Annotated in this window: 22 protein-coding genes; 11 read left to right on the top strand and 11 right to left on the bottom strand. The window is 61.1% G+C overall.

Going from position 1 to position 22,892, the window contains the following annotated elements; translation table 11 throughout:
- Together AC1DUU_RS04570 and hemN are read right to left on the bottom strand one after the other, a co-directional pair.
- On the bottom strand, positions 1-93 hold a 93-nt coding region (locus AC1DUU_RS04570; protein ID WP_476782232.1), incomplete at its 3' end, for a hypothetical protein.
- 87 nt (positions 94-180) lie between these two features.
- A complete protein-coding gene (gene hemN, locus AC1DUU_RS04565) occupies positions 181-1,530 on the bottom strand; it encodes an oxygen-independent coproporphyrinogen III oxidase (RefSeq protein WP_476782231.1) in 1,350 nt (449 codons plus the stop codon).
- Positions 1,531-1,679: 149 nt separating this feature from the next.
- Here hemN and AC1DUU_RS04560 point away from each other — a divergent pair, with 149 nt between their 5' ends.
- Entirely contained in the window at positions 1,680-2,405 is a 726-nt protein-coding gene (locus AC1DUU_RS04560) for a Crp/Fnr family transcriptional regulator (protein WP_476782230.1), read from the top strand.
- A 6-nt stretch (positions 2,406-2,411) separates the two neighbouring features.
- Here the strand turns inward: AC1DUU_RS04560 and AC1DUU_RS04555 are convergent, their stop codons facing one another.
- Positions 2,412-2,825, bottom strand: coding sequence for a hemerythrin domain-containing protein (locus AC1DUU_RS04555; protein ID WP_476782229.1), 414 nt, complete (start codon positions 2,823-2,825; stop codon positions 2,412-2,414).
- A gap of 219 nt (positions 2,826-3,044) precedes the next feature.
- On the opposite strand from AC1DUU_RS04555, the gene ccoN reads away from it, so the two are divergent.
- From ccoN to holA, 9 genes are all read left to right on the top strand, one after another.
- Positions 3,045-4,661 carry a cytochrome-c oxidase, cbb3-type subunit I gene (gene ccoN, locus AC1DUU_RS04550; RefSeq protein ID WP_476782228.1) on the top strand — a complete coding sequence of 539 codons (1,617 nt, stop codon included), beginning with the start codon at positions 3,045-3,047 and terminating at the stop codon, positions 4,659-4,661.
- 10 nt (positions 4,662-4,671) lie between these two features.
- Positions 4,672-5,403 carry a cytochrome-c oxidase, cbb3-type subunit II gene (gene ccoO, locus AC1DUU_RS04545; protein ID WP_476782227.1) on the top strand — a complete coding sequence of 244 codons (732 nt, stop codon included), beginning with the start codon at positions 4,672-4,674 and terminating at the stop codon, positions 5,401-5,403.
- Positions 5,404-5,413: 10 nt separating this feature from the next.
- Positions 5,414-5,563, top strand: coding sequence for a cbb3-type cytochrome oxidase subunit 3 (locus tag AC1DUU_RS04540; protein ID WP_476782226.1), 150 nt, complete (start codon positions 5,414-5,416; stop codon positions 5,561-5,563).
- Between the two features lie 3 nt (positions 5,564-5,566).
- Positions 5,567-6,430 carry a cytochrome-c oxidase, cbb3-type subunit III gene (ccoP, locus tag AC1DUU_RS04535; protein ID WP_476782225.1) on the top strand — a complete coding sequence of 288 codons (864 nt, stop codon included), beginning with the start codon at positions 5,567-5,569 and terminating at the stop codon, positions 6,428-6,430.
- A 164-nt stretch (positions 6,431-6,594) separates the two neighbouring features.
- Positions 6,595-8,151, top strand: a complete 1,557-nt coding sequence (gene ccoG, locus AC1DUU_RS04530; RefSeq protein WP_476782224.1) for a cytochrome c oxidase accessory protein CcoG — start codon at positions 6,595-6,597, stop codon at positions 8,149-8,151.
- Positions 8,148-8,645, top strand: a complete 498-nt coding sequence (locus AC1DUU_RS04525) for a FixH family protein (protein ID WP_476782223.1) — start codon at positions 8,148-8,150, stop codon at positions 8,643-8,645. Before ccoG ends, AC1DUU_RS04525 begins: the two co-directional genes overlap by 4 nt.
- Positions 8,642-10,915, top strand: a complete 2,274-nt coding sequence (locus tag AC1DUU_RS04520; RefSeq protein WP_476782222.1) for a cation-translocating P-type ATPase — start codon at positions 8,642-8,644, stop codon at positions 10,913-10,915. Before AC1DUU_RS04525 ends, AC1DUU_RS04520 begins: the two co-directional genes overlap by 4 nt.
- Entirely contained in the window at positions 10,912-11,052 is a 141-nt protein-coding gene (ccoS, locus tag AC1DUU_RS04515) for a cbb3-type cytochrome oxidase assembly protein CcoS (protein ID WP_476782221.1), read from the top strand. The genes AC1DUU_RS04520 and ccoS overlap by 4 nt, the downstream gene beginning before the upstream one ends.
- Before the next feature lie 52 nt (positions 11,053-11,104).
- Positions 11,105-12,154: a DNA polymerase III subunit delta gene (holA, locus tag AC1DUU_RS04510; RefSeq protein ID WP_476782220.1), complete on the top strand. Its 1,050-nt coding sequence runs from the start codon at positions 11,105-11,107 to the stop codon at positions 12,152-12,154.
- 62 nt (positions 12,155-12,216) lie between these two features.
- Here holA and AC1DUU_RS04505 read toward each other — a convergent pair whose 3' ends face one another.
- The 5 genes from AC1DUU_RS04505 to mnmE form a co-directional block, all read right to left on the bottom strand.
- Positions 12,217-13,098, bottom strand: a complete 882-nt coding sequence (locus AC1DUU_RS04505; RefSeq protein WP_476782219.1) for a ParB/RepB/Spo0J family partition protein — start codon at positions 13,096-13,098, stop codon at positions 12,217-12,219.
- A gap of 33 nt (positions 13,099-13,131) precedes the next feature.
- Positions 13,132-13,929 (bottom strand): ParA family protein, encoded by a 798-nt coding sequence (locus AC1DUU_RS04500; protein ID WP_476782218.1) that lies wholly within the window; start codon positions 13,927-13,929, stop codon positions 13,132-13,134.
- A gap of 41 nt (positions 13,930-13,970) precedes the next feature.
- Positions 13,971-14,603, bottom strand: coding sequence for a 16S rRNA (guanine(527)-N(7))-methyltransferase RsmG (gene rsmG / locus AC1DUU_RS04495; protein WP_476782217.1), 633 nt, complete (start codon positions 14,601-14,603; stop codon positions 13,971-13,973).
- A 26-nt stretch (positions 14,604-14,629) separates the two neighbouring features.
- Positions 14,630-16,474 carry a tRNA uridine-5-carboxymethylaminomethyl(34) synthesis enzyme MnmG gene (gene mnmG / locus AC1DUU_RS04490; RefSeq protein ID WP_476782216.1) on the bottom strand — a complete coding sequence of 615 codons (1,845 nt, stop codon included), beginning with the start codon at positions 16,472-16,474 and terminating at the stop codon, positions 14,630-14,632.
- Between the two features lie 169 nt (positions 16,475-16,643).
- Complete coding sequence (gene mnmE, locus AC1DUU_RS04485; protein ID WP_476782215.1) at positions 16,644-17,963, bottom strand: tRNA uridine-5-carboxymethylaminomethyl(34) synthesis GTPase MnmE; 1,320 nt, start codon at positions 17,961-17,963, stop codon at positions 16,644-16,646.
- A gap of 62 nt (positions 17,964-18,025) precedes the next feature.
- On the opposite strand from mnmE, the gene AC1DUU_RS04480 reads away from it, so the two are divergent.
- A complete protein-coding gene (locus AC1DUU_RS04480) occupies positions 18,026-20,044 on the top strand; it encodes a thioredoxin domain-containing protein (protein WP_476782214.1) in 2,019 nt (672 codons plus the stop codon).
- A 10-nt stretch (positions 20,045-20,054) separates the two neighbouring features.
- Here AC1DUU_RS04480 and rho read toward each other — a convergent pair whose 3' ends face one another.
- From rho to hemE, 3 genes are all read right to left on the bottom strand, one after another.
- The gene (rho, locus tag AC1DUU_RS04475; RefSeq protein ID WP_115730026.1) at positions 20,055-21,320 is read right to left on the bottom strand and encodes a transcription termination factor Rho; all 1,266 of its coding nucleotides are present in this window, start codon (positions 21,318-21,320) and stop codon (positions 20,055-20,057) included.
- Between the two features lie 170 nt (positions 21,321-21,490).
- Positions 21,491-22,030: a protoporphyrinogen oxidase HemJ gene (gene hemJ, locus AC1DUU_RS04470; RefSeq protein ID WP_476782213.1), complete on the bottom strand. Its 540-nt coding sequence runs from the start codon at positions 22,028-22,030 to the stop codon at positions 21,491-21,493.
- Positions 22,027-22,892, bottom strand: an 866-nt coding sequence (hemE, locus tag AC1DUU_RS04465) for a uroporphyrinogen decarboxylase (RefSeq protein WP_476782212.1), incomplete at its 5' end; no start/stop codon positions are given. The genes hemJ and hemE, both read right to left, overlap by 4 nt.

The following is a 22,892-nucleotide window of genomic DNA, read 5'->3' as shown; positions in this document are numbered from 1 at the left end:
GACATCGACGCAGACCACGTCATGGCCGACCTCGGCCAAAACCGCAGCCTGCACAAGCCCGACATAGCCAATTCCAAATACCGTCAAGTTCATCCGGTCAAATCCTGTTGCCAACCACCGTCACGCAAGGGGTAGATACAGGATTTTGACACGGCGCACCAAGGGGGACGCTCGTTTGCCTCACACGGCAATCGAATGGCGCGCCGTGCCCTCGCCGAGATAGGAGTCGAAAGCAGCCGCGATCGACCGGACGAAGGGTTTGCCGCGTTCGGTGACGACAAAACGGTTGCCGGCGCGGACAAAGACGCCGTCGCGATCACTGGCGGCAAGCAGTTCGGCTTCGGCGATGACGCCGCGCGCGGCATCTCCGAACCGGCTGAGAAGCGCGCAGCGCGAGAACGAGAAATCGCACATCAGCCGCTCGATGACCCAGGCGCGCATGCGGTCGGCATTGGAAAGTGCAAAGCCCCGTACGGTGGCCAAGCCGCCAGCCAGCACGCGCCGCTCATACTCGCCCGTCGCCGGCATGTTCTGGACATAGCCTTGCGGCAAAAGGCCGATCGAAGAGGCGCCGAGCCCGATCAGCGCATCGGCCTGGTCGGTGGTGTAGCCCTGGAAATTACGCCGCAAGGTGCCGGAGCGCGCAGAAACCGCGAGGCTATCCGTGGGAAGCGCGAAATGGTCCATGCCGACGGCCTCGTAACCAGCGGCGAGGACAAGTCGCGTCGCCGCTTCCGCCTGCTCAAGCCTGGCGCGGGCATCGGGAAGCAGCGCCTCGTCGATCATCGTCTGGTGCTTTTTCATCCACGGCACATGGGCATAGCCGAACAGTGCAATGCGGTCCGGCTGCAGCGACAGAAGCTTGTCTGTCGATGCGGCGATGCTTTCGAGCGTCTGGTGCGGCAGCCCRTAGAGCATGTCGAGATTGACCGAACGTACGCCGCGCGCGCGCACCGCGTCGACGACTGCCTTCGTCTGCTCAAAGGTCTGTTCGCGGTTGATCGCCTGCTGCACGCGCTCGTCGAAATCCTGCACGCCAAGGCTGGCCCGCGTCATGCCGATGCTGGCCAGCGCATCGAAACGCGCCTCGTCCATGTCATTGGGATCCATCTCGACGCTGATCTCGGCATCGGGCGCAAATGCAAACTTGTCCCGCAGCCTGCGCCCAAGCGATAGAATATGCTCAGCCTTGAGCATTGTCGGCGACCCGCCTCCGAGGTGCAACGCGCTGATATTCAGCTTGCTTCCGCAGAGTGACGCCACTGCGTCGATCTCGCCGGCAAGCGCGATCAGGTAGCTGAGGATCGGATCGTATTTCCGTGTCTGCTTGGTATGGCAGGCACAGAACCAGCACAGCCGGTCGCAATAGGGAATATGGACATAAAGCGATGCGGAAGCGCCTTTGGGCAGGGCTCGCAACCAGCTGCCATAGGTCGTTGCCGAGATTGCCGCGTTGAAATGCGGCGCCGTCGGATAGCTGGTGTAGCGCGGCACCGGCGCGGCGTATTTTTCGACGAGTGAGCTGTCCATGATCGTCTCCATCAACGACCAAGGATCGGACGGACGCTACGTCAGCGCCTTGACCTGGATCAATAACTCCCCGGCGGCGGACACAATGACACGTTCCTTTTGCCGCCCGCGATCCTTAGGTTGGGCAAATCAGACGGTCGGACAACGCGATGACCCTTCGGCAGGACATTCATAATTCGGAGTTACCCGTGCTGTGCCGAGCTTGCGAGGCGCGGCACCGCGGCGTTTGCGGTGCGCTCGCACCGGAGCAGCTGATCGAACTCAGCCGCCATTCGACCAAGCGCAAGATCGAGGCGGGCACGGAACTCGTTTCCGATGCCGGCAGCATCGACAGCTATGCCAACATCCTGGCCGGTGTGGTCAAGCTGACCAAGACCCTGCCCGACGGCCGCCAGCAGATCGTCAGCCTGCAGTTCGCACCTGATTTCATCGGCAGGCCGTTCAAGCGGGAAAGCACGATCAGCGCCGAGGCCGCTACCGCCGTCTCGGTCTGCGCCTTCCCCAAGACATCGCTTGACCGGATGATCGAACAAGCGCCTGAACTTGGCCACCGGCTGCACCTACAGGCGCTCGACGAACTCGACGAGGCGCGCGACTGGATGCTGACGCTCGGGCGCAAGACGGCTGCCGAACGTGTCGCCTCCTTCCTCAATCTCATCGCCCGTCACAGCGATCCTGAGGTCGAGAGCGAAAGCGAAGTCAGTTTCGACCTGCCGCTGACCCGCGCTGACATCGCCGATTTTCTGGGTCTCACCATCGAGACGGTCAGCCGGCAGCTGACCAAGCTGCGCAAGGACGGCCTGATCGCGGTCGAAAACAACCGCCACATCACGGTCTTCGATGTCGCCAAGCTGGAACGCCGCGCCAACGTTTGAACAACGTCACGCACGCGGCGACAGTTGGGCAAGCACATGGTCGCGCTCGAAGGCGACATGCCGACGAACCGCGCCAAAAAAGCCGCGCAGCATGAAGCCGAGCGTTTCGGGATTTTGCGCCCGACGGCAGCGGGCAGCGATTCGCAACGCATCGCGCAATTCGGCGGCGTAGCCTTCATCCTCGAAATGCTCATGCTTCAACCTGGCGATTGTTTTGCGCGCTTCCGCACTTTGCCCCAGGCTTGCGGCGAAGTACGGATAGACCTGTTGCTCCTCGAAGCGGTGAACCTTAGCCATCTGTGGCCCCAGCGCCCGTGCCGCAAGCAGGCACTCGCGACGGCTGAGCCCTCCGGGCAATGAGTCGGCAATCGTTTCCAGCCTGTCGCAAAGGGCGAGCTGAGCCGCATGGGCACGCCGCATGATGGCAACAGCCTCTGGTATAGCTGCGCGCTTTGATCCGGCCGTCATTTCCTCACGCGCATTCATACTGTTTTGGTTTTCCCTTCGTACGCTAAGGCTGTTCTGGCACGCGACGCTTGACCTTGATCCAGATCAAGGCAGTGTGTGTAATTGTCATGGATGTGTGCCGTCTGGCGCCGACGCGAGCTTTCGGCGCTCAGCTACCGTCGGGGATCGCTCATGAAATACGGAATCGAAGTCATCTTGCTGGCATTGGGGGCATTTGTCGCCTTGCTAGGTGTCGCCTTCGCGCACGACAGCGAGTTCGGCGCCCATATGTGGGTGCTGTTTTTTGCGCTGGCCGCAGGCGCCATCGTTTTGATGCGCACCAGCACCTACCCGCCGGTCGATATTCTGGCCGAGGACAAATCGGCCTATATGGACGGACCTGTGCGCTACGGCGTCGTCGCCACTGTGTTCTGGGGCGTCGTAGGCCTACTTGTCGGCGTGGTCGTCGCCGGCCAGCTTGCCTTCCCCGATCTCAACATCGAGCCATGGTTCAACTTGGGGCGCCTGCGCCCGCTGCACACGTCAGCGGTTATCTTCGCCTTCGGCGGCAACGCGCTGATCGCCACGTCGTTTTATGTGGTCCAGCGGACCTCGCGTGCCCGCCTCTTCGGTGGCGACCTCGCCTGGTACGTGTTTTGGGGCTACCAGCTGTTCATCATCATGGCAGCGACCGGCTATCTGCTCGGCATCACCCAGAGCCGCGAATATGCCGAGCCCGAATGGTATGTCGACATCTTCCTGACCGTCGTCTGGGTCGCCTATCTCATTGTCTTCCTGGGCACGATCCTGAACCGCAAGGAGCCGCATATCTACGTGGCCAACTGGTTCTACCTGTCCTTCATCATCACCATTGCGATGTTGCACGTCGTCAACAACCTCGCGGTGCCGGCGTCTTTCCTCGGTTCGAAGAGCTATTCGCTGTTTTCGGGCGTGCAGGATGCGCTGACGCAGTGGTGGTACGGCCATAACGCCGTCGGCTTCTTCCTGACCGCCGGCTTCCTCGGCATGATGTACTACTTCGTGCCCAAGCAGGCCGGACGTCCGGTCTATTCCTACCGCCTGTCGATCATCCACTTCTGGTCGCTGATCTTCCTCTACATCTGGGCTGGCCCGCACCATCTGCACTACACCGCCCTGCCCRACTGGGCGCAGACGCTCGGCATGGTGTTCTCGATCATGCTTTGGATGCCTTCGTGGGGTGGCATGATCAACGGCCTGATGACGCTGTCTGGCGCCTGGGACAAGATCCGCACCGATCCGATCATCCGCATGATGGTCATCGCTATCGCCTTCTACGGCATGTCGACCTTCGAAGGCCCGATGATGTCGATCAAGGCGGTCAACTCGCTCAGCCACTACACCGAGTGGACCATCGGCCACGTCCATTCCGGCGCGCTTGGCTGGAACGGCATGATCACCTTCGGCGCCATCTACTTCCTGGTGCCGCGCCTGTGGGGCCGCGAACGGCTCTACTCGATGCGGATGGTCACCTGGCACTTCTGGCTCGCAACCCTCGGCATCGTCGTCTACGCCGCCGTCATGTGGGTCGCCGGTATCACGCAAGGGTTGATGTGGCGCGAATACAACGAGCAGGGTTTCCTGGTCTATTCCATCGCCGAAACCGTCGCCGCCATGAAGCCCTACTACATCGTCCGCACGATCGGCGGCCTGATGTACCTGGCCGGCGCGCTGGTCATGGCCTGGAACGTCTACATGACGATCCGCGGTCACGTGCGCGAAGAAGAGCCGATGCCCGGCGCAGCCCCTGCCCTCCAGCCTGCCCAGTAAGGAGCCCGATATGGCACTGCTCGACAAACACAAGATCATCGAGAAGAACGCGACGCTCCTGCTGGTCGGCACACTGCTGGTGGTCAGCATCGGCGGCATCGTCCAGATCGCGCCGCTCTTCTATCTCGAAAACACCATCGAGAAGGTCGATGGGATGCGTCCCTACTCGCCACTGGAGCTGGCCGGCCGCAACATCTACGTCCGCGAAGGCTGCTATCTCTGCCACAGTCAGATGATCCGGCCGTTCCGTGACGAGGTGGAGCGTTACGGCCACTACTCCCTGGCGGCCGAGTCGATGTACGACCACCCCTTCCAGTGGGGATCCAAGCGCACCGGCCCGGACCTCGCCCGCGTCGGCGACCGCTACTCCAACGAATGGCACGTCCAGCATCTGATCGAGCCCCGCTCGGTGGTGCCGGAATCGATCATGCCGAGCTATGCCTTCCTCAAGGAAACGCCGGTTGTGGTGAAAAACATCAGCTACGACCTGATCGCCAACCGCCGCGTCGGCGTGCCCTACAGCGACGAGATGATCGCCAGCGCCGAGGCCGACATGAAGGCACAGGCTGACCCGAATGCTGACACGTCAAGTCTTCTGGCGCGCTATCCCAAGGCCAAGCTTGGCGACTTCGACGGCAATCCGGCAGCACTGACCGAGATGGACGCGCTTGTCGCCTATCTGCAGATGCTCGGCACCTTGGTCGATTTCTCGACCTACGACCCAGCCACCGGCTACCGCTAGGAGATTTGTCATGGACTACAACACCTTGAGACATTTCGCCGACAGCTGGGGGCTGCTGGCGATGACCGTCTTCTTCATCGGCGCGGTTATTTTCGCGCTTCGCCCCGGCAGCCGCGAATCGGCCGAACAGGCCGCACAAATTCCGCTCAAGGAGGACTGATCTGTGAGCGACAAGAATATCGACGAACTGTCTGGCGTCGAGACSACCGGACAGGAATGGGACGGCATCACCGAGCTSAACAATCCCMTGCCGCGCTGGTGGCTGTGGACCTTTTACGCTACAATCGTCTGGGCTGTGGCCTACACCATCGCCTATCCGGCCTGGCCGATGATTCATTCCGTCACCACTGGCGTTCTGGGCTACTCCAGTCGCGCGGATGTCCAGGCCGAACTCACTGCCGCCGAAAACGCCAAGAGCGCCTATGTCGATGCGGTGAAAAGCAAGAGCGTCAGCGAGATCATGGCCGACGAAAACCTGCGCCAGTTCGCGACTTCTGCCGGTTCAGCTGCCTTCAAGGTCAACTGCATCCAGTGCCACGGCTCGGGCGCGCAGGGTTCGCCCGGCTTTCCCAATCTGAACGACGACGAATGGCTGTGGGGCGGCAAGATCGACCAGATCTACCAGACCATTGCGCACGGCGTCCGCTTTGCCGGCGACGAGGAAACACATGTTTCGGAGATGCCGGGTTTCGGCGAAATTCTTGAACCGCAGCAGATCAACGAGGTTTCGGCCTATGTCGCAAGTCTCGGCGGCAAGGCCGACACGCCGGATCTGGTGCCCGCCGGCGCCAAGGTCTTCGCCGACAATTGTGCCGCCTGCCACGGCGAAAACGCCAAGGGCAACAAGGAATTGGGTGCACCAGACCTGACCGACGCGATTTTCCTCTATGCCTCCGGGCAAAACGCGATTGCCCAGCAGGTACGCCATCCCAAGCACGGCGTCATGCCAGCCTGGGGTGCACGTCTGGGCGACGTGAAGGTCAAGGAGCTTGCCGTCTTCGTCTATTCGCTGGGCGGCGGCGAATAGGCCGCCATCGCCGACACGCGGTGGACAAAAGGCAAGCAAGGGGGCTCGGCAGATATGCCGGGCCTCGACGCGTAGAAAACCAGGGCTTGACCTGGGTCAAGGCCGGTTGACAGCTGGCCAAGCATAAAGAGCAAACCCGGATTTCGGGGGTGCAGGAGATAAAGATGCTGGACGAGACGGAAGTCGAGAGGCTCGAAGTAGAAGCGGTCAACTCCGCAAAGACCCGCCAGCCGCTTTACACTGCGCGCAAAAAGGTTTTCCCCAAGCGGGCCTCCGGACGTTTTCGCCAGTTCAAGTGGCTGATCATGGCGATCACGCTCGGCATCTACTATCTGACGCCGTGGATCAGGTGGGACCGCGGCCCATACGCGCCCGACCAGGCGGTTCTGCTCGACATCGCCAACAGGCGTTTTTACTTCTTCGCCATCGAAATCTGGCCCCAGGAATTCTACTATGTCGCCGGCCTGCTGGTCATGGCCGGTATCGGGCTGTTCCTCGTCACCTCGACGGTCGGCCGCGCCTGGTGCGGCTACACCTGCCCGCAGACGGTGTGGGTCGACCTGTTCCTCGTCGTCGAGCGCGGCATTGAGGGCGACCGCAACGCCCGCATCAAGCTCGACGCAGCGCCGATGTCGGCAAACAAGCTCGCCAAGCGCACGGTAAAACACCTGATCTGGCTGGTGATCGCGGTTGCCACCGGTGGCGCCTGGATCTTCTATTTCGCCGACGCACCTACCTTGCTCCGCGATGTCGTCACCGGCCACGCCGAGCCTGTCGCCTACATCACCGTCGCTGTCCTCACCGCCACTACCTATCTCTTCGGCGGGCTGATGCGCGAGCAGGTCTGCACCTATATGTGCCCGTGGCCGCGCATCCAGGCAGCGATGCTCGACGAAAACTCGCTGACCGTCACCTACAATGACTGGCGCGGCGAGCCGCGCTCGCGCCATGCCAAGAAGGCCGCCGCCGAAGGCCTTGTCGTTGGCGATTGCGTCGATTGCAACGCTTGCGTCGCCGTCTGCCCGATGGGCATCGACATTCGCGATGGCCAGCAACTCGAATGCATCACCTGCGCGCTCTGCATCGACGCCTGCGACAGTGTCATGGATAAGATCGGCAAGGAACGCGGCCTGATCTCCTACGCCACGCTTGCCGACTATCAGTCGAACATGACGATCGCCACGGATCCGGTCAGCAAGACCATCGACCCGAAGCGGGTGCGCGACGACAAAGGCAAACTCAACGCGGCAATTGCTCATTTCCGCCTCGGCCGGATATTTCGCCTGCGCACCTTCATCTATGCCGGCGCCTGGAGCCTGATTGGCGTTGCCCTGCTTTTTGCCCTGCTGAGCCGCGACAGGCTCGAGGTCAATGTATTGCAGGACCGCAATCCGCAATTCGTCCGTCTGTCGGACGGGTCGATCCGAAACGGCTATACCGTCAAGCTGCTCAACATGGTGCCTGAGCCGCGCAGCTTCGAACTCAGCATCGAGGGTTTGACCGGTGCCAGCATGAGCGTCGTGGGTATGGACCAGCCCGAGAGCCGTTCCATCATCGTCGAGGCCGAGCCCGACAAGCTCAAGACGATTAGGGTCTATGTCCGCCAGCCACGCGAAAACCTGGCGGAGGGGCAAAGCTTCAAGTTCAACGTCGTGGACAAGGCAGGTTCCGAAAGAGCCTCTTATGTCGCTAAGTTCAACGTACCGGAGGCAAGCAGATGAGCTCTCGCGCCATTCAGCCCAAACCATTCACTGGCCGGCATATGCTGGCCATCATGGTCGCGTTCTTCGGCGTCATCATTGCCGTCAATCTGCTCATGGCCACCTTGGCCAATACGAGCTGGACCGGGCTTGTCGTGCAAAACACCTATGTCGCCAGCCAGCAGTTCAACGAGCGCATTGCCGAGTCACGCGCTCAGGCAGCACTTGGCTGGAAAGCCACGCTCAAGATCGCCAATGGCGACATACATTATAGCCTGGTCGATGCTTCCGGCGCGCCCATCGCGGTCGAGGCCGTCACGGTTTCTTTCCGCCGCCCGGCCTATGAGGCGGAGGATTGGCAAGCAACGCTCGCCCGTAACGCCGACGGCACCTTCTCCGCCACTGCTGCAGTCCGCGACGGCATCTGGATCGTCAACACCGAGGCAAAGCTGAAGGACGGCGCGCCCTATCATGAGGCGCGACGCCTGATCGTTGCCGCTGGAGAGGCGAAATGAGCTGCTGCGCGCCTGACGTCGATGCCGCGCTCGGCCTCGCTGCGAGCGCACCCCAAGGCCCGTCCCGCGACGAGCTGGCGCTGTCGAGCCGCACCTTGCCCGGCGGCCTGCGCCAGACCGATCTCTCCGTTCCCGGGGTGCACTGCGGCGCCTGCATGACCAACATCGAGTCAGCACTCGGCAAGCTCGACGGCGTCGAGCAGGCGCGGGTCAACCTGTCGACCAAGCGCGTTTCCATACGCTGGCGCGACGATGCGGGCGCGCCAGCCATTACCGATGCTCTTGGCAAGCTTGGCTACGAGAGCCATCTGTTCGAGCAAGGTGCCGACGAAAAAGACGAAACCCTCGCCGAACTGATCCGCGGCCTGGGCATCGCCGGTTTTGCTGCCGGCAACATCATGCTGCTTTCGGTGTCGGTGTGGTCAGGCGCGCAAGATTCGACGCGTGATCTGTTCCACTGGCTCTCGGCGCTGATAGCGCTGCCTGCGCTTGCCTATTCCGGCCGCATCTTCTTCCGCTCGGCATGGGGCGCCTTGCGCAATGGGCGCACCAACATGGACGTGCCGATCTCGATCGGTGTCCTTCTCGCCTACGGCATGAGCCTCTATGAGACCGCCAATCACGGCCCTCACGCCTATTTCGACGCCTCGGCATCACTTCTGTTTTTCCTTCTCATCGGCCGCACACTCGACCATGTCATGCGCGAGCGCGCCCGTGTCGCGGTCAAGGGTCTGGCGCGGCTTGCCGCCCGTGGCGCGACAGTGCTTCAACCCGACGGCACCAGCGCCTATGTGCCGGTCAGCGACATCAAGCCAGGCACACACATCCTGCTTTCGGCCGGCGAACGCGTACCTGTCGACGCCAAGGTGCTCAAGGGCCGATCCGAGCTCGATTGCGCTATCGTTTCAGGTGAGAGCGAACCTGTTGCCGTCGAGTCAGGTGCCGAACTGCGCGCAGGTACGCTCAACCTGACCGGTCCATTGACCATCGAGGCGACCGCTGCGGCGCAGGATTCCTTCCTGGCCGAAATGATGCGCCTGATGGAAGCCGCCGAGAGCGGACGCGGCGGCTATCGCCGCATCGCCGACAAGGCAGCTTCACTTTATGCCCCTGTCGTGCATCTGACCGCGTTCCTGGCATTCATCGGCTGGATGGTCGCTGCCGGCAACTGGCACCAGGCGATCACCATCGCCATCGCAGTCCTCATCATCACCTGCCCCTGTGCCCTTGGCCTTGCCGTGCCGATCGTCCAGGTGGCTGCCGCGCGACGTCTGTTTGAAAACGGCATCATGGTCAAGGACGGCTCTGCCATGGAACGGCTGGCGGAGATCGACACGGTCGTCTTCGACAAGACCGGCACACTGACGCTGGGCAAGCCCAGGCTGGTCAATTTGAACGAGATTCCAGCCGAACTGGTCTCACTTGCCGGTGCCATGGCGCTGCATTCGCGTCATCCGGTCTCGCAGGCACTCGCCGAAGCGGGCGGCACCGGAGCTACCCGGCAATGGAGCTTCGATAGCATCCAAGAGGTTCCCGGCTTCGGGTTGGAGGCAAAGCTCGGCGAGGACATCTATCGGCTTGGCCGCGCTCCCTGGGCAACTGGAAAAGAGGGGTCCATCGCCGGCACGGTGCTGTCGAAGAATGGTACAGAGATCGCGGAATTCGCCTTTGACGACCGGCCTCGCGCCGGTGCCGCCATGGCGATCGCCGAATTGCGGGACCAAGGCCTGGCTATCGAGATAGTCTCGGGCGATCGCCCCGCCGCGGTGGCTTCCGTTGCCGCCGCACTCGGTATCGAACGCTTCTCCGCCGGGGTATTGCCCAGCGGCAAGGTCGAAAGGCTGGCAGCACTTAAGGCCGAAGGCCGCAAGGTTCTGATGGTCGGCGACGGACTCAACGATGCGCCGGCGCTGGCTGCGGCGCACGTTTCCATGGCGCCGGCGAGTGCCGCAGACATCGGCCGCGCGGCTGCCGATTTCGTCTTCCTGCGCGAAAGCCTCTCGGCCATCCCGCTGACGCTCGCAACCTCCCGGAAAGCCAACCGGCTGATCCGCCAGAACCTTGCGCTCGCCGTCGTCTACAACGCGATTGCCGTACCCATCGCACTGCTCGGCTATGTCACGCCGCTGGTTGCCGCGTTGGCGATGTCGCTGTCATCGGTTATTGTCATTGCCAACGGTTTGCGGCTCAGCGCGGGAAAAACCAGCGCACCGCAGCCTACCGCAAACAAGGAGCAAGCCTTCCCAGGCAAGGAGGCTATGGCATCATGAGCAATCTGCTGTTTCTTCTGCCCGTTGCGCTCTTTCTCGGCGGGCTTGGCCTTGCAGCCTTCCTGTGGTCGCTGCGCAGCGGTCAGTATGAAGACATGGACGGTGCTGCCGAGCGCATTCTGGTCGACGACGACTGAGCTCAGGACAAAAATGCTGCGGCGTCCCAAGCGCCTGTGCTAACAGAGCGGAATGGCGCAAAAGAAAGCTCACGAGGTCGATTCCTGGCTGGCACGTCCCGCTGCCGAGGCGGTGATCGTGCTCATTTATGGCCCTGACCGCGGTCTCGTTTCCGAGCGCGCGGCAGCTTTTGCCGCCAAGACCGGCCTTCCCCTCGACGATCCGTTTTCGGTGGTGAAACTCGACGCCGCCGACGTCGAACGCGACAGCGGTCGCCTTGTCGACGAAGCGCTCACCGTACCGATGTTTTCGCCGCGCCGCCTGATCTGGGTGCGCAATGCGGCCGCCCAGAAGAACCTCGCCGACGACGTCAAGGCGCTCGTTGCCGAGCCGCCACGCGACGCCATCATCCTGATCGAAGCCCAGGACCTCAAGAAAGGCGCGCCCTTGCGCACTGTCGTTGAAGGCGCTTTTGCCGGCATGGCGCTGCCCTGCTATGGCGACGAAGCGCGCGACATCGAAACCGTCATCGACGACGAACTGCGCGCTTCCGGCCTGACCATGGCCCTTGATGCCCGCAATGCGCTGCGGCGCAGCCTCGGCGGAGACCGTCTGGCGACACGCGGAGAAGTTCAGAAACTCACGCTTTATGCCATGGGACGCRGGCAAATCAGCCTCGAAGACGTCAAGGACATGATTGGCGACGTGTCGGCTTTGTCGCTGGACGACGCCATCGACGCCGCACTTGGCGGCAACATCGCCGAGTTCGACGCCGCCTTCACCAAACAGTGCCAGACAGGCAGCCAGGCAGCGCAATTGCTGGCCACGGCCACCCGACACCTCCAGAACATCCATTTGATGCGTGGCGAGATGGAAACCGGCAGCCGCAACGCCGCCGCCATCATAGCAGCGGCTAGGCCGCCGGTGTTCTTTGCAAGGCGCCGCGCGGTCGAACGTACGCTGACAAGCTGGAGTTCGGCCGCTTTGACCCGGGCGCTGACGAGGCTGCAGTCGACGACGCTTCAGACCCGGCGCAGGCCCGATCTGGCTGTTGCACTGGCGCGTCAGGCAATGCTGGGCATTGCGGTCGAAGGCGCGCGTCTCGCCGGCGGCAGGCGCTGAAAACAAAAAGAAACGCCGGCTAACGAGCCGGCGCCTTCAACAACAAGATTCAATAGAATCAATCAGATATGGTCGCTCTTCAGGCGGCGGCACAGATCGTCGAGCTGCTCGAGCGAACGATAGCTGACACGCAATTCACCACCCTTTTCCTTGTGGGCGATCGAAATCTTCATACCGACAACGTCGGTGAGAAGCTTTTCCAGCGCAATCGTATCGGGATCCTTCTCGACCGGACGCGTCGGCTGCTTTTCCACGATCGCATCTGCCGGAAGCTGAGCCAGGGCCTCGGCCTGGCGTACCGAGAGGCCTTCTTCAACGATCCGCTTGGCAAGCCCGGCCGGATCGTGGGCGGTGATCAGCGCACGCGCGTGACCGGCCGACAGATCGCCATTGATCAGCATGTCGCGAACAACGTCCGGCAGCTTGAGCAGCCGCAGCGTATTGGCGACGTGGCTGCGGCTCTTGCCGATGACCTGGCCGAGGTCAGCCTGGGTATAGCTGTGGTCGTCGATCAGCTGCTGGTAGCCCATCGCCTCTTCGATGGCGTTGAGATCACTGCGCTGAACGTTTTCGATGATGGCGAGTTCTAGCGCGGTGCGATCATTGACGTCACGCACGATGACAGGGATCTCGTTGACCCCTGCACGCTGGGCGGCGCGCCAGCGGCGCTCGCCTGCGATGATCTCATAGCGGCCGGGCTCGGCGGCGGGCCGGACAACGACCGGCTGCACCAGCCCATGCTCGCGGATGGACTGCGCCAGATCGGCCAGTTCGGCTTCGCCAAAATGGCGGCGAGGATTGCGCGGGTTCGGGCTGACGAACTCGATCGGCACACGTCCATCGGCCAGAGCCGCCGGCTTTTCCGGTACCACAGGCTTGTCCATCTCACCGATTAGGGCAGCGAGTCCTCGCCCAAGGCGCTTTCTGGAAAGGTCTTCGTTCATGTCTTGTCCAGCTTGTTTCGAGTCCGAATCGATTTACGCGGCCCGGAGTTTACGTTCGCGCCTGATGACTTCCGAGGCGAGCTGCAGATAGGCTTGGCTTCCGGAGCATTTCAAATCGTAGAGGATCGCCGGCTTGCCATAGGACGGTGCTTCCGAAATACGCACATTGCGCGGGATCACCGTGTCGTAGACTTTTTCGCCCATATGGGCGCGCACATCTTCGACCACCTGGTTGGCCAGATTGTTGCGGCCATCAAACATCGTCAGCACGATGCCCTGGATCGTCAGGTCCGGATTGATCGATCGGCGCACCTGATCCACCGTCTCAAGCAGCTGGCTCAAGCCCTCGAGTGCGAAAAATTCGCATTGCAAAGGCACCAGAACGGAATCGGCCGCGGCCATCGAGTTCAGCGTCAAAAGATTGAGCGACGGCGGGCAATCGATCAGCACATAGCTGTAGCCAGCCGCCCGCTCCGACGACGCTCGCAAGGCGTTGCGCAGCTTCAGCACTCGATCCGATGCTGAAGCGATTTCCATTTCGATTCCAAGCAGATCGAGTGTCGACGGGATGATCGACAGGCCAGGTACGGCTGTTTCCATTGCCGCCTGCTCAATCTCCAGTTCCCCGGTTAGCACGTCATAGGACGACACGCTGCGATCCTTGCGATCAATGCCAAGACCCGTGCTGGCATTGCCTTGCGGATCGAGGTCGATGATGAGCACGCGCTCGCCAATGGCAGCAAGTGCCGTCGCCAGGTTGATGGCGGTGGTCGTTTTGCCGACGCCGCCTTTCTGGTTGGCGACTGTGATGATTCTAGGTGTGATCTTCATGGCTCGACTGCTGTTTTCCGTCTCGTCACATGGCGCCGCAATCAGATGCGGCGCAGGTTCCGAATCTCGAGGATGACTCCCTGCGCGTCAGTCAGGCTCGGGTGTTCTACCAGATCGAATCCCCACTGATGAGCGCTATCTTCGATTTCCTGGCGGTAATCCCGGCCTTTATGGAAAAGCGCTGTAGTTCCGGCCTGCAGCCAGGGCGCTGACAGCTCCAACAGCAGTGGAAGTGGCGCCAAAGCCCGGGCGCTCAAGATCTCAGGCGAACGAACCACACCATGAACATCTTCGATTCGCTTGGCGTGAACCCGCGCCGGAAGACGAAGCTCGCCAACAACAGCCTGCAGGAACCCCGCCTTTTTGCGGTTACTTTCGACCAGATCGATGGACGCCCCTGCCCGCTCGTTGATCATCGACGCTATGATCAGGCCCGGAAACCCGCCACCGGAGCCGATATCGAGCCAGCTCTTGGCTTCACCGCCGAGCCTCAGCACCTGGGCACTGTCGAGAATATGACGCTCCCAAGCGTCATCCAAGGTCGACGGCGCCACGAGATTGATGCGCTGCGCCCACTTGCGGAACACAGTTTCGAAGGCGATCAGCTTGTCGAATGTTTCACGTGAAACGGGACCTGCTATTTCTTGCAACCTTGCATAGGCGTCTCGTTTCAAGCTGCGCCCCTGCGTGATTGTGCTTCTCAATTGCGAACATGCGCGAGAATAATCGCCAAAGCCGCCGGCGTCATGCCATCGATGCGCTGGGCTTCGGCGAGGGAACGCGGCCTGCGCGTCCGCATTTTCTGGCGCAACTCGTTCGAAAGACCGGGAACCGACTCAAAATCAAGCGCTTCTGGGATGACCCTCTCCTCTTCCTTGAGCATTAAAGCGGCATCCGCCTTCTGCCGCTCCAGGTAAACAGCATATTTTGCTTCGGTTTCAATAGCTTCTGCCGTCTTGGCGTCAATCGAAGCGAGCTCTGGCAAGATCTTAACAAGTTGGATGAGGTCAATATTCGGATACGCCAGCAGTTCATAAAGCGAGCGCTTGACGCCATCGAAATTGACTTCAATGCCATGGCGCCGCGCCTCGTTGGGCGACAGTCTATGCGATTTGGTCAATATCCGAGCTGCGTCGACGCGCGCGGTCATCTCGCCAAAGCGCTTTTCACGTTCGGTCGATGCGATGCCCAGCTCGATCGCCAGGGGCGTCAGGCGTTCATCGGCATTGTCCGCGCGCAACGAAAGGCGGAATTCGGCGCGCGAAGTGAACATGCGGTAGGGCTCGCTGATCCCGCGGCTCGTCAGATCGTCGACCATGACACCAATATATGCCTGGCTTCGGCTGAGGATCAGCTGTTCGCTGTCACCAGCAAGACGGGCCGCGTTGATGCCGGCAAGCAACCCTTGCGCGCCGGCCTCTTCATAACCCGTCGTGCCATTGATCTGCCCGGCGAGAAACAAACCCCGCACGCGCTTGGCTTCAAGCGTCGGCTCCAGTTCGCGCGGATCAATGTGATCGTATTCGATGGCATAGCCGGGCTGCAGCATGACAGCTCGCTCGAGGCCAGGAATGGATTTCAGGATGTCGAGCTGCACATCCTCCGGCAGCGAGGTCGAAATGCCGTTGGGATAGACGGTGTCGTCGTCGAGGCCCTCCGGTTCGAGGAATATCTGGTGACCCTCGCGATCACCAAACTTGACGATCTTATCCTCGATCGACGGACAATAACGCGGCCCAATGCCTTCGATCGATCCCGAATACATCGCGGAGCGGCCAAGATTCTCGCGAATAATCTGATGCGTTGCAGTTGTCGTGCGTGTGATGCCGCATTCAATCTGAGGATTGGTGATCTTGTCGGTGAGCAGCGAAAACGGCACCGGATCCTCGTCGGCGGCCTGCGTTTCGAGCGAGAGCCAGTCGATCATGCGCCCATCGAGCCGCGGAGGCGTTCCAGTCTTCAGGCGTCCGAGCCGAAGGCCAGCACGTTTGAGCGTTTCAGACAGCCCCATCGACGCCTGTTCATTCATCCGCCCTGCAGGGAACTTGCGCTCACCAATATGGATCAAGCCGCGCAGGAATGTACCGGTGGTCAAGACCACCGCAGCGCAGGAAAGCCGGCGGCCATCGCCGAGAACGGCAGCGCTCAAGCGGCCATTATCTATAATGAAATCAAAGACTTCCGCCTCGACTACGGCAAGGTTCGGCTGCGCCGCGATGGCTTCCTGCATCGCCAACCGATAGAGCTTTCGATCGGCCTGAGTGCGCGGACCACGCACCGCCGGGCCTTTGCGGCGATTGAGCAAACGAAATTGGATGCCGGCGGCGTCCGCGACCCGGCCCATGAGCCCATCCAGCGCGTCGATCTCACGGACGAGATGGCCCTTTCCGAGCCCTCCGATGGCCGGATTGCAGGACATGGTGCCGATGGTGTCGCGACGAAGGGTAACGAGCGCTGTCTTGGCGCCAGCTCGTGCGGAGGCAGAAGCCGCCTCGCAGCCAGCATGGCCGCCACCGACCACGACGACGTCGTAGCTTTCACTCATGACTGTCTCCAGGAACTTGTGCGGCGACAAATGTCCCGATCACCGCTCCATGTCAAGAGAATCGCTGTGGTGGTGGTTTCACGTGAAACAACCTGGCCGCGCGGCGGGGAGTCAACGGTGGTGTTTCACGTGAATCATGGCAATCCACCGTCAAAATGTTTCACGTGAATCACTTTCCGATACAGAATTGCGAGAAAATGACGTCGAGCAGGTCCTCAACATCCACTGCGCCTGACAGTTTTCCGATTCGGTCACTGGCCAGGCGCAGATTTTCAGCCTTCAACTCAAGCATACTGTCCGACGCCGTGAGCGCCGCGCCAAGATAATTACTCGCATCCCTCAGCAATTCGACGTGGCGCAAGCGCGAAGGCAGGATATCGCCACGTTGCCCAACAGCCCCGGCAGCCCGCTCGCCGATCATCTTGAGTAGACCGTCGATGCCTTGTCCTGTCGCTGTTGAAATCACAAGCGCGTAGCGAGTGTCCCCGGCGGCGTGCCTATGTAGGTCGAGCTTGGTGCCTATCATAATTGTCGGCACAATGGATGGCGGGCTCAACTCAGCCTTTTCAGATACATCCTCCAGGAAGAGCACTAGGTCCGCGTCTTTGGCGCGTTCCTTGGCCCGCTCGATTCCAATCGCCTCCACCTTGCCGGCTGGCTCACGCAGGCCAGCGGTATCGGTAATGCGAACCTTTAGACCGTCCAGATCAAGAACGGCCTCGACCAGATCGCGTGTGGTACCCGGTTCGTCGGTGACGATCGCTGCTTCACGTTGCAATAGCGCGTTGAGAAGGCTGGATTTTCCAGCGTTTGGTGCGCCCAGGATAACGACATCGAAACCGTCGCGGATCATTTCGGCCTTGCCGTAACCAGCGACGTGAGAGCTGATTTCTTCGATCAGCGATCTGACGTCTTGCCAGACCTGCGACGACACCGAACCCGGAACGTCAGCCTCGTCGGCAAAGTCCATCTCTGCTTCGATCATCGCGCGCGCATGGATCAGCCGCTTGCGCCACCCGAGATAAAGCTCGCTTTGCGCGCCGCCGGAATTCATCACCGCGAATTGCCGTTGGGCTTCTGTCTCGGCATTAATCAAATCTGCAAGCGCTTCGGCCTCCAACAGATCCATCTTGCCGTTCAAGAAGGCGCGCTTGGTGAATTCGCCAGCCTCTGCGTGCCTAAAGCCAGGCAGCTTGCCGATCTCGCCGAGTAGAGAAGTCACCACAGCACGGCCGCCATGGACCTGGAATTCGCCGCAATCCTCCCCGGTGAAGCTATTTGGCCCCGGAAAGAACAATGTCAGGCCGTGGTCGATCACCTTGCCATCAGGTGCGTGCAGCGGCCCATAATGCGCCTTGCGCGATTGCGGCAGCAGGCCGGAAATCGTTTCGAGTGCGAATCGAACATGTGGCCCGGAAATGCGCACAATCGCCACGCCGGATGGCAGGTGGCCGCTTGAAAGTGCAGCGATTGAATCGGTGAATAGCATTTGCCGGTCTCTCGGAAGCGCCCTAAGTTGGGCCTGTTATCACTGTTTTGGGCCGATTACGCATGCTTCCGCAAGACAACCTGCTTCGCGACGAGGGTAGCCCCTACTTGCGCCAATACGGCAACAACCCGGTGCATTGGCGCCCTTGGTCCCCGGCGGCACTGGCCGAAGCCGTGCGGCTGGATCGGCCGATCCTCCTGTCGGTCGGTTACGCCGCTTGCCACTGGTGCCACGTCATGGCCCATGAAAGCTTCGAAAACAACGAAGTTGCCGAGGTCATGAACCGCCTCTTCGTCAATATCAAGGTCGACCGCGAGGAGCGTCCCGATATCGACCAGATCTATATGGCCGCACTGGCCAGCATGGGCGAGCAAGGGGGCTGGCCGCTGACAATGTTCCTGACGCCTGATGCAAAGCCTTTTTGGGGCGGAACCTATTTCCCGCGCGAGCCGCGTTACGGACGGCCTGGCTTCATCCAGGTGCTCAATGCTGTCGATGCTGCCTGGCGCGGCAAACGTGCCAGTATCCTGCAGAGTGCCACCGAGCTTGCCCAGCATGTCAGCCAGCGCCTCGGCGGAAGCAGCGCGCCGGGTCAGGTGTCGATTGATACGGCCAGGACGCTGTCTTCCGGCATCTACGACATGATCGACCGCGATCTGGGCGGGCTTCGCGGCGCGCCGAAATTTCCGAATGCGCCTTTCATGCAGGCGCTGTGGCTGTCCTGGCTGCGCTCCGACAACCAGGACCACCGCGACGCGGTGACGGAAAGCATGGAACGCATGCTTGCAGGCGGGATCTACGACCATGTCGGCGGTGGTTTGGCGCGCTATTCGACCGATGCGCAGTGGCTCGTTCCGCATTTCGAAAAGATGCTGTACGACAATGCCCAGCTGATCCGACAGGCGAACTGGGCCTACGCCGCGACCGGAAACAAACTGTTTCGGATACGAATCGAAGATACGATCACCTGGTTGCTGCGTGAAATGCGCCTGCCCAACGGCACGTTCGCATCCAGCCTCGATGCTGACAGCGAAGGTGAAGAAGGACTGTTCTACACCTGGACCAAAGACAGCATATCGGCTGCCCTGGGCGATGATTCGTCGTTATTTTTCAAATACTGCACGATCTCAAAGCCGGATGACTGGGAAGGCGATCCCATTGTCCACCAGACGGCAGCGCAGGCTGGACAGTCGGTTGAAGACCGTGATGTCGTTTCCAGCCTGACATCGCGGCTACTCGAAGCGCGGGAAAAGCGCATACGGCCAGGTCGCGACGACAAGGCCCTCACCGATTGGAATGGCTTGGCCATAGTGGCGCTGGCCGAGGCCGGCCGTAGCCTGGATCGGAATGACTGGGTGGCTGCAGCGGCAGCTGCTTTCGATGCAATTTTGGCCTCTGCGACGCCTGAGGGCCGACTGCCGCATTCAAGTCTCGGGGAAAAGCGGCTCTATCCGGCCTTGTCGAGCGATTATGCAGCGATGATCAATGCCGCGATCTCATTATTCGAAGCAACCAGGGACCCAGTTTACCTCGATCACGCCGCGTATTTCCTGAAAATGCTGGAGAACTGGCACGCCGATACCGACAAGACAGGCCATTACCTCACCGCTTCCGACAGCGCCGACGTGCCGATGCGCATCCGCGGCGACATCGACGAAGCGATTCCGTCGGCAACAAGCCAGATCATCGAAGCTGTCGTGCGGCTGGCGAATATCACCGGCGACATCGAGTTGCAGCAACGCGCCTGGACGATTGCCGAACACGCCTCCGGCCGCATCCAGAGCCAGCAATATGGCCAGGCCGGCATCGTTAACGCCTGCGTCCTGGCGCTTGAACCGTCAAAACTCATTATTGTTGAGGACCCAGCACGGCCACAGCTTGTTACGGTAGCGAATCGGAATCCCGATCCGCGCCGCGTCGATATTTTTGTCACCTTGGGCGGCGATGCCGAGCGTGCAAAACTGCCCGGCGACGCACTGCCGGATACGAAAAAGGCCGGTGCCTATCTGTGCACCGGCCTTATCTGTCTGCCTGCGATCAGCGATCCGGCGAAGCTTGAAGAAGCGCTTCGCCGCCGCTGACGCGACTTCGTCAGGTGTTCATCGAATCGAAGAAGTCGGCGTTTGTCTTGGTCTGCTTGAGCTTGTCGATCAGGAACTCGATCGCATCTGTCGTGCCCATCGGCGCAAGGATACGGCGCAGCACGAAGATCTTCTGCAGATCCTGGCGCGCGACCAGCAAATCTTCCTTACGCGTGCCGGACTTGAGGATGTCCATCGCCGGGTAGATGCGCTTGTCTGCGACCTTGCGGTCGAGCACGATTTCCGAGTTACCGGTGCCCTTGAACTCTTCGAAGATGACTTCGTCCATGCGGCTGCCGGTATCGATCAGCGCGGTGGCGATGATGGTCAGCGAACCGCCCTCTTCGATGTTACGGGCGGCACCGAAGAAGCGCTTCGGGCGCTGCAGCGCGTTGGCGTCGACACCGCCGGTCAGAACCTTGCCGGATGACGGCACGACCGTGTTGTAGGCGCGGCCGAGACGGGTGATCGAATCGAGCAGGATAACGACGTCGCGGCCGTGTTCGACAAGGCGCTTGGCCTTCTCGATGACCATTTCAGCGACCTGAACGTGGCGAACCGCCGGTTCGTCGAAGGTTGAGGACACGACCTCGCCCTTCACCGATCGCTGCATGTCGGTCACTTCTTCCGGACGCTCGTCGATCAAAAGCACGATCAGGTAACATTCGGGATGGTTGGTGGTGATCGAGTGCGCGATGTTCTGCAACAGCACAGTCTTGCCGGTACGCGGCTGTGCCACGATCAAAGCGCGCTGGCCCTTGCCGAGCGGCGCGACCAGGTCGATGACGCGGGGCGAAATGTCCTTGGTCGTCGGGTTTTCGACTTCCATCTTGAGCCGCGAAGTCGGGTAGAGCGGCGTCAGATTGTCGAAGTGGATCTTGTGACGGATCTTTTCGGGATCGTCGAAATTGATCGTGTTGACCTTGAGCAGCGCGAAATAGCGCTCGCCTTCCTTGGGGCTGCGGATCGGTCCTTCGACCGTATCGCCGGTCTTCAACGAAAACCGCCTTATCTGCGAGGGCGAAATGTAGATATCGTCCGGACCCGGGAGATAGTTGGCGTTGGCCGAGCGCAGGAAGCCGAAACCGTCCTGCAGAACCTCGACAACGCCGTCACCGATGATCTCGATATCCTGGCCAGCCAGCTTCTTGAGGATCGCAAACATCAGTTCCTGCTTGCGCATGACGCTGGCGTTTTCGACCTCGAGCGATTCGGCGTAAGCGATCAGCTCCGGCGGCTTCTTGTTCTTGAATTCGGCGAGTTTGGTTTCCTGCATGAACGGACTCTGAGCGTGGGGAATTGGGGAAGTTGGCTATCGGCGTTTTGCGATAAGCGCCGAGCGCGGCCAGGGAATGGAAATGGGGCGGCGCATGGCGGGAAGGAAGAACAGCCTTTTAGCTCTCCCGAATTGAAAGAGCAAGGCACAGTCCAGCAATTTTAGGCAAGTCAGAAAGGTTTCACGACCACCAGGATGACGATGACGATCATCAGCACGGTCGGAATCTCGTTGACGATGCGCCAATGCCGCGCGGGCTTTTCGTTGCGGTCCTCAGCAAAACGGCGAACTGACGCCGAGAGATAGCCATGCACGCCCGATAGCAACAGCACAGCGGTGATCTTGACGTGCAGCCAGCCGCCGGCAAAGCCAAAGCCCTTCCAGGCAAGCCACAGGCCGAACACCCAGGTGACGATCATCGCTGGGTTGATGATCGCGCGAAGGAGCCGGCGCTCCATCACCTTGAAGGTCTCGGACTGGACCGAGCCCTTCTCCGCTTCCACGTGATAGACAAACAGGCGCGGCAGATAGAGCATGCCGGCCATCCACGAGATCACGGCGATGATGTGGATGGCCTTGGCCCAGAGGTAGAAATCGTCGGACGCCACATAAAAAAGCAGGGCAGTGAGCGCCACCAAGACAATGACGGCAATGACGGCTCGTTTGGCCGCTGTAGCACCGCTCGACGGCGCARGGTTTTGACTGCTCATTGCTGGGTTGCCTTTCGCACTTGGCGTACCATCGCATCGACATGCGCCACCGGCGTCTCGGGCGTAATGCCGTGGCCGAGGTTGAAGATCAGCGGACCAGCGCCCAGCGCCTTCAGGATGGCGTCTACGCCCTCTTCCAGAGCCTTGCCGCCGACAACGAGCCTGAGGGGGTCGAGATTGCCTTGAACCGCTCCAGCGCCCTGCAGACGCTGCGCCTGCGACAGAGGCACCGTCCAGTCGAGGCCGAGGCCGGTGACGCCGGTACGCTGCCTGTAGCTGTCGAGCTGGGCGCCGGCGCCTTTTGGAAAGCCGATGATCGGAACGTCAGGATAGACCGCGCGCACCTTGCGCACGATGTCTGCGACCGGCTTGACGCAGCAAGCCTCGAAAGTCGCCTCGTCGAGCACGCCCGACCAGGAATCGAAGATCTGCACAACATCCGCGCCGGCTTCGATCTGGCGGATGAGATAGGCGGAAGAATGATCGGCAAGGATCGACAGCAGCTGTGCCATCGCTTTCGGCTCGCGATAGGCAAACAGCCGCGCCGGCGCCTGGTCCGGCGTGCCGTGGCCGGCGATCATGTAGGTGGCAACCGTCCAGGGCGCGCCACAGAAGCCGATCAGCGTCGTCTTCTCGGGCAATTCGCGGCGCAGCCGGCGAACGGTTTCGTAGACCGGTTCGAGATTCACGTGAAACTTTGAGCCGTCGAGGGCCGCAACACCGTCGGCGGTGATCGGCGTCATCATCGGGCCCCTGCCTTCCTCGAAGCGCAGATCGCGGCCGAGCGCATGGGGAACAACCAGAATGTCGGAAAACATGATCGAGGCATCGAAGTCGAAGCGCCGGATAGGCTGCAGTGCAG

The organism is Aminobacter sp. P4_H6_2, from assembly GCF_056400805.1.
Note: the sequence above shows the minus strand (reverse complement) of the source record. Positions and strands in the feature narration are given on the sequence as shown.

Bases quoted from the DNA above. Each gene is read 5' to 3' on its own strand.
- AC1DUU_RS04560 (WP_476782230.1), top strand. From the start codon at position 1,680: ATGACCCTTCGGCAGGACATTCATAATTCGGAGTTACCCGTGCTGTGC.
- AC1DUU_RS04555 (WP_476782229.1), bottom strand. From the start codon at position 2,825: ATGCGGCGTGCCCATGCGGCTCAGCTCGCCCTTTGCGACAGGCTGGAA.
- ccoO (WP_476782227.1), top strand. From the start codon at position 4,672: ATGGCACTGCTCGACAAACACAAGATCATCGAGAAGAACGCGACGCTC.
- AC1DUU_RS04540 (WP_476782226.1), top strand. From the start codon at position 5,414: ATGGACTACAACACCTTGAGACATTTCGCCGACAGCTGGGGGCTGCTG.
- ccoG (WP_476782224.1), top strand. From the start codon at position 6,595: ATGCTGGACGAGACGGAAGTCGAGAGGCTCGAAGTAGAAGCGGTCAAC.
- AC1DUU_RS04525 (WP_476782223.1), top strand. From the start codon at position 8,148: ATGAGCTCTCGCGCCATTCAGCCCAAACCATTCACTGGCCGGCATATG.
- AC1DUU_RS04520 (WP_476782222.1), top strand. From the start codon at position 8,642: ATGAGCTGCTGCGCGCCTGACGTCGATGCCGCGCTCGGCCTCGCTGCG.
- ccoS (WP_476782221.1), top strand. From the start codon at position 10,912: ATGAGCAATCTGCTGTTTCTTCTGCCCGTTGCGCTCTTTCTCGGCGGG.
- AC1DUU_RS04505 (WP_476782219.1), bottom strand. From the start codon at position 13,098: ATGAACGAAGACCTTTCCAGAAAGCGCCTTGGGCGAGGACTCGCTGCC.
- AC1DUU_RS04500 (WP_476782218.1), bottom strand. From the start codon at position 13,929: ATGAAGATCACACCTAGAATCATCACAGTCGCCAACCAGAAAGGCGGC.
- mnmG (WP_476782216.1), bottom strand. From the start codon at position 16,474: ATGAGTGAAAGCTACGACGTCGTCGTGGTCGGTGGCGGCCATGCTGGC.
- mnmE (WP_476782215.1), bottom strand. From the start codon at position 17,963: ATGCTATTCACCGATTCAATCGCTGCACTTTCAAGCGGCCACCTGCCA.
- AC1DUU_RS04480 (WP_476782214.1), top strand. From the start codon at position 18,026: ATGCTTCCGCAAGACAACCTGCTTCGCGACGAGGGTAGCCCCTACTTG.
- rho (WP_115730026.1), bottom strand. From the start codon at position 21,320: ATGCAGGAAACCAAACTCGCCGAATTCAAGAACAAGAAGCCGCCGGAG.